The 5,689-nt window shown below is 58.7% G+C and carries 3 rRNA genes; all 3 read right to left on the bottom strand.

The window, feature by feature from the left end:
• Positions 1-8 precede the first annotated feature (8 nt).
• The 3 genes from rrf to EMA17_RS51400 all read right to left on the bottom strand — a co-directional run bounded on the left by rrf (position 9) and on the right by EMA17_RS51400 (position 5,253).
• Positions 9-125, bottom strand: a 5S ribosomal RNA gene (gene rrf, locus EMA17_RS51410).
• 125 nt (positions 126-250) lie between these two features.
• Positions 251-3,378, bottom strand: a 23S ribosomal RNA gene (locus EMA17_RS51405).
• Positions 3,379-3,729: 351 nt separating this feature from the next.
• Positions 3,730-5,253: ribosomal RNA gene (locus EMA17_RS51400) — 16S ribosomal RNA — on the bottom strand.
• The 16S, 23S and 5S rRNA genes sit together here, the layout of an rRNA operon.
• Positions 5,254-5,689: the final 436 nt, after the last annotated feature.

Here is a 5,689-nt window from a genome sequence, read left to right as displayed (position 1 = left end):
CACGTAGATTCCGGCGGCGTCCTACTCTCCCACACCCCTTCGAGTGCAGTACCATCGGCGCTGGAGAGCTTAGCTTCCGGGTTCGGAATGAGACCGGGCGTTTCCTCTCCGCCAAGACCACCGGAAAACCATCGAACCCACAACACGGGGCCGTTCGGTCAACCAGAAATCACAACGGTGATTCAATTATCAAACGGGTTCCCCGAAACCGATTGCGGTTCGGGAACCACACAGTGGACGCGTAGCAACTGAGGACAAGTCCTCGGCCTATTAGTACCGGTCAGCTCCACCCCTCACAGGGCTTCCACACCCGGCCTATCAACCCGATCGTCTCTCGGGGGCCTTACCCGGCCGAAACCGGTGGGAGTCCTCATCTCGAAGCAAGCTTCCCGCTTAGATGCTTTCAGCGGTTATCCCTCCCGAACGTAGCCAACCAGCCATGCCCTTGGCAGAACAACTGGCACACCAGAGGTTCGTCCGTCCCGGTCCTCTCGTACTAGGGACAGCCCTTCTCAAGACTCCTACGCGCACAGCGGATAGGGACCGAACTGTCTCACGACGTTCTAAACCCAGCTCGCGTACCGCTTTAATGGGCGAACAGCCCAACCCTTGGGACCTACTCCAGCCCCAGGATGCGACGAGCCGACATCGAGGTGCCAAACCATCCCGTCGATATGGACTCTTGGGGAAGATCAGCCTGTTATCCCCGGGGTACCTTTTATCCGTTGAGCGACGGCGCTTCCACAAGCCACCGCCGGATCACTAGTCCCTGCTTTCGCACCTGCTCGACCCGTCGGTCTCACAGTCAAGCTCCCTTGTGCACTTACACTCGACACCTGATTGCCAACCAGGATGAGGGAACCTTTGGGCGCCTCCGTTACCCTTTGGGAGGCAACCGCCCCAGTTAAACTACCCATCAGACACTGTCCCTGATCCGGATCACGGACCCAGGTTAGACATCCAGCACGACCAGAGTGGTATTTCAACGACGACTCCAAGAACACTGGCGTGTCCCCTTCACAGTCTCCCACCTATCCTACACAAGCCGAACCGAACACCAATATCAAACTATAGTAAAGGTCCCGGGGTCTTTCCGTCCTGCTGCGCGAAACGAGCATCTTTACTCGTAGTGCAATTTCACCGGGCCTGTGGTTGAGACAGTCGAGAAGTCGTTACGCCATTCGTGCAGGTCGGAACTTACCCGACAAGGAATTTCGCTACCTTAGGATGGTTATAGTTACCACCGCCGTTTACTGGCGCTTAAGTTCTCAGCCTCGCCCCGAAGAGCTAACCGGTCCCCTTAACGTTCCAGCACCGGGCAGGCGTCAGTCCGTATACATCGTCTTACGACTTCGCACGGACCTGTGTTTTTAGTAAACAGTCGCTTCTCGCTGGTCTCTGCGGCCACCACCAGCTCACCCTGCAAGAGGGATCACCAACAATGGCCCCCCTTCTCCCGAAGTTACGGGGGCATTTTGCCGAGTTCCTTAACCACAGTTCACCCGAACGCCTTGGTATTCTCTACCTGACCACCTGAGTCGGTTTGGGGTACGGGCCGCCACGACACTCGCTAGAGGCTTTTCTCGGCAGCATAGGATCATCCACTTCCCCACAATCGGGTCGGCATCAGGTCTCAGGCTATGTGTCGTGCGGATTTGCCTACACGACGCCCTACACCCTTACCCCGGGACTACCACCGCCCGGGCTGGACTACCTTCCTGCGTCACCCCATCGCTCACCTACTACCCGATTGGTTCGGCGGCTCCACCCATCCGATCACCCGAAGGATCCCGGCGGCTTCACGGCCTTAACATCACGAGGTTCAGCGCTGGCGCATCGTAGCGGGTACGGGAATATCAACCCGTTGTCCATCGACTACGCCTGTCGGCCTCGCCTTAGGTCCCGACTTACCCTGGGCGGATTAGCCTGCCCCAGGAACCCTTGGTCATCCGGCGCACACGTTTCCCACGTGTGATTCGCTACTCATGCCTGCATTCTCACTCGTGCAGCGTCCACCACTGGTTTCCACCGCGACTTCACTCGCTGCACGACGCTCCCCTACCCATCCGTACACCTGAACCACGAAGGCTTGGCTAACGTACGAATGACACGACTTCGGCGGTGCGCTTGAGCCCCGCTACATTATCGGCGCGGAATCACTTGACCAGTGAGCTATTACGCACTCTTTCAAGGGTGGCTGCTTCTAAGCCAACCTCCTGGTTGTCTCTGCGACTCCACATCCTTTCCCACTTAGCGCACGCTTGGGGGCCTTAGTCGGTGCTCTGGGCTGTTTCCCTCTCGACCACGGAGCTTATCCCCCGCAGTCTCACTGCCGCGCTCTCACTTACCGGCATTCGGAGTTTGGCTTATCTCAGTAACCTGGTGAGGCCCATCAACAATCCAGTGCTCTACCTCCGGCAAGAAACACACGACGCTGCACCTAAATGCATTTCGGGGAGAACCAGCTATCACGGAGTTTGATTGGCCTTTCACCCCTAACCACAGGTCATCCCCCAGGTTTTCAACCCTGGTGGGTTCGGGCCTCCACACGGTCTTACCCGCGCTTCACCCTGCCCATGGCTAGATCACTCCGCTTCGGGTCTTGGGCGCGCGACTCAATCGCCCTGTTCGGACTCGCTTTCGCTACGGCTACCCCACACGGGTTAACCTCGCCACACACCGCAAACTCGCAGGCTCATTCTTCAAAAGGCACGCAGTCACGGCCACCACACGACTAGCGCGGATGACGACGCTCCCACGGCTTGTAGGCACACGGTTTCAGGTACTATTTCACTCCCCTCCCGGGGTACTTTTCACCTTTCCCTCACGGTACTAGTCCGCTATCGGTCACCAGGGAATATTTAGGCTTGGCGGGTGGTCCCGCCGGATTCACACGGGATTTCTCGGGCCCCGTGCTACTTGGGAAATGCGCAAGCAAGCCGCACATGTTTCGTCTACGGGGGTCTTACCCTCTACGCCGGACCTTTCGCATGTCCTTCGACTACACATACGGTTTCTGACTCGCCGACCGGCCGGCAGACCGATCAAGCACACTCCCACGACCCCGATCACGCAACCCCTGCCGGGTATCACACGTGACCGGTTTAGCCTCATCCGATTTCGCTCGCCACTACTCTCGGAATCACGGTTGTTTTCTCTTCCTGCGGGTACTGAGATGTTTCACTTCCCCGCGTTCCCTCCACACACCCTATATATTCAGGTGCGGGTGACAGCCCATGACGACTGCCGGGTTTCCCCATTCGGACACCCCCGGATCACAGCTCGGTTGACAGCTCCCCGGGGCCTATCGCGGCCTCCCACGTCCTTCATCGGTTCCTGGTACCTAGGCATCCACCGTGCGCCCTTAACAACTTGGCCACAGATGCTCGCGTCCACTGTGCAGTTCTCAAACAACAACCGATTCCACCGGACTCAACGACCGACGCCTACCCGCTTCCCAAGGAAACGAACGGTTCGAGGATCATCCGAGGATCGGAACCTTCCCGAGACAACAGACCGGCCCCACCAGCCACGACTGACTGTGGGGCCGGGCCCGTTCCCTCAGGACCCAACAACGTGCCCGGACCGCCACCCTCCTCGCTCCCGCTTTCCACGCCCTCGCGGGCAGTACTTGCGATCCCGATTCGGGAAACGATCCGAATAGTCAACGTTCCACCCATGAGCAACCCCTTCGATACATGCGACCGAAGCGGGCTATGTGCTCCTTAGAAAGGAGGTGATCCAGCCGCACCTTCCGGTACGGCTACCTTGTTACGACTTCGTCCCAATCGCTGGTCCCACCTTCGACGGCTCCCCCTCTTGCGAGTTGGGCCACCGGCTTCGGGTGTTACCGACTTTCGTGACGTGACGGGCGGTGTGTACAAGGCCCGGGAACGTATTCACCGCAGCAATGCTGATCTGCGATTACTAGAGACTCCGACTTCACGGGGTCGAGTTGCAGACCCCGATCCGAACTGAGACCGGCTTTTTGAGATTCGCTCCACCTTGCGGTATCGCAGCTCATTGTACCGGCCATTGTAGCACGTGTGCAGCCCAAGACATAAGGGGCATGATGACTTGACGTCGTCCCCACCTTCCTCCGAGTTGACCCCGGCAGTCTCCTGTGAGTCCCCATCACCCCGAAAGGCATGCTGGCAACACAGAACGAGGGTTGCGCTCGTTGCGGGACTTAACCCAACATCTCACGACACGAGCTGACGACAGCCATGCACCACCTGTACACCGACCAAAAGGGGCACCTGTCTCCAGATGTTTCCGGTGTATGTCAAGCCTTGGTAAGGTTCTTCGCGTTGCGTCGAATTAAGCCACATGCTCCGCCTCTTGTGCGGGCCCCCGTCAATTCCTTTGAGTTTTAGCCTTGCGGCCGTACTCCCCAGGCGGGGAACTTAATGCGTTAGCTGCGGCACGGACGACGTGGAATGTCGCCCACACCTAGTTCCCAACGTTTACGGCGTGGACTACCAGGGTATCTAATCCTGTTCGCTCCCCACGCTTTCGCTCCTCAGCGTCAGTATCGGCCCAGAGACCCGCCTTCGCCACCGGTGTTCCTCCTGATATCTGCGCATTTCACCGCTACACCAGGAATTCCAGTCTCCCCTGCCGAACTCTAGCCTGCCCGTATCGAATGCAGGCTCGGGGTTAAGCCCCGAGTTTTCACATCCGACGCGACAGGCCGCCTACGAGCTCTTTACGCCCAATAATTCCGGACAACGCTCGCACCCTACGTATTACCGCGGCTGCTGGCACGTAGTTAGCCGGTGCTTCTTCTGCAGGTACCGTCACTCGCGCTTCTTCCCTGCTGAAAGAGGTTTACAACCCGAAGGCCGTCATCCCTCACGCGGCGTCGCTGCGTCAGGCTTTCGCCCATTGCGCAATATTCCCCACTGCTGCCTCCCGTAGGAGTCTGGGCCGTGTCTCAGTCCCAGTGTGGCCGGTCGCCCTCTCAGGCCGGCTACCCGTCGTCGCCTTGGTAGGCCACTACCCCACCAACAAGCTGATAGGCCGCGGGCCCATCCTGCACCGCCGGAACTTTCAACCCCCCACCATGCGGAGGAGGATGTTATCCGGTATTAGCTCCGGTTTCCCGAAGTTATCCCAGAGTGCAGGGCAGGTTGCCCACGTGTTACTCACCCGTTCGCCACTCATCCACCCCGAAGGGCTTCAGCGTTCGACTTGCATGTGTTAAGCACGCCGCCAGCGTTCGTCCTGAGCCAGGATCAAACTCTCCATTGATGTTCACCGGTAATCCGGTGGAACACAATAAGTGAGCGGCGACTCTCCCGGAGGAATGATCCGGGTATGCCGCCGGCGTCCTTGCTGTGACCCGGGCCCACTGACAGGACCCGGGATTTTCTTCAAAGGAACCACCAACACTGACCGCGACTCCCCGAGCGGGGAGACGTTCAGCGCCGGGGGTGTATCTTTGGCGTTGACTTTTGGCACGCTGTTGAGTTCTCAAGGAACGGACGCTTCCTTCGGTGCGGAATCAACCGCAGCCCTCCGGGCGTTTGACGTTCAGTTTGTATTGCTGTTGTGTTTCTTTTGTTTCGCTTTCGCGTCTCCAGCCTAGCACACCGTTTCGGCGGCTTCGCTTTCCTCGCTTTCGGCGTCCGGCGCGTTCCCGCGCTTTCCGCCTTTCAGACTCTAGCAGATCTTCCGACCCGCTTTT

It is taken from the genome of Embleya hyalina, from assembly GCF_003967355.1.
Lineage (GTDB): Bacteria > Actinomycetota > Actinomycetes > Streptomycetales > Streptomycetaceae > Embleya > Embleya hyalina.
The sequence above is the reverse complement of the archived record's forward strand: the minus strand, read 5'-3'. Positions and strand labels throughout refer to the sequence as shown.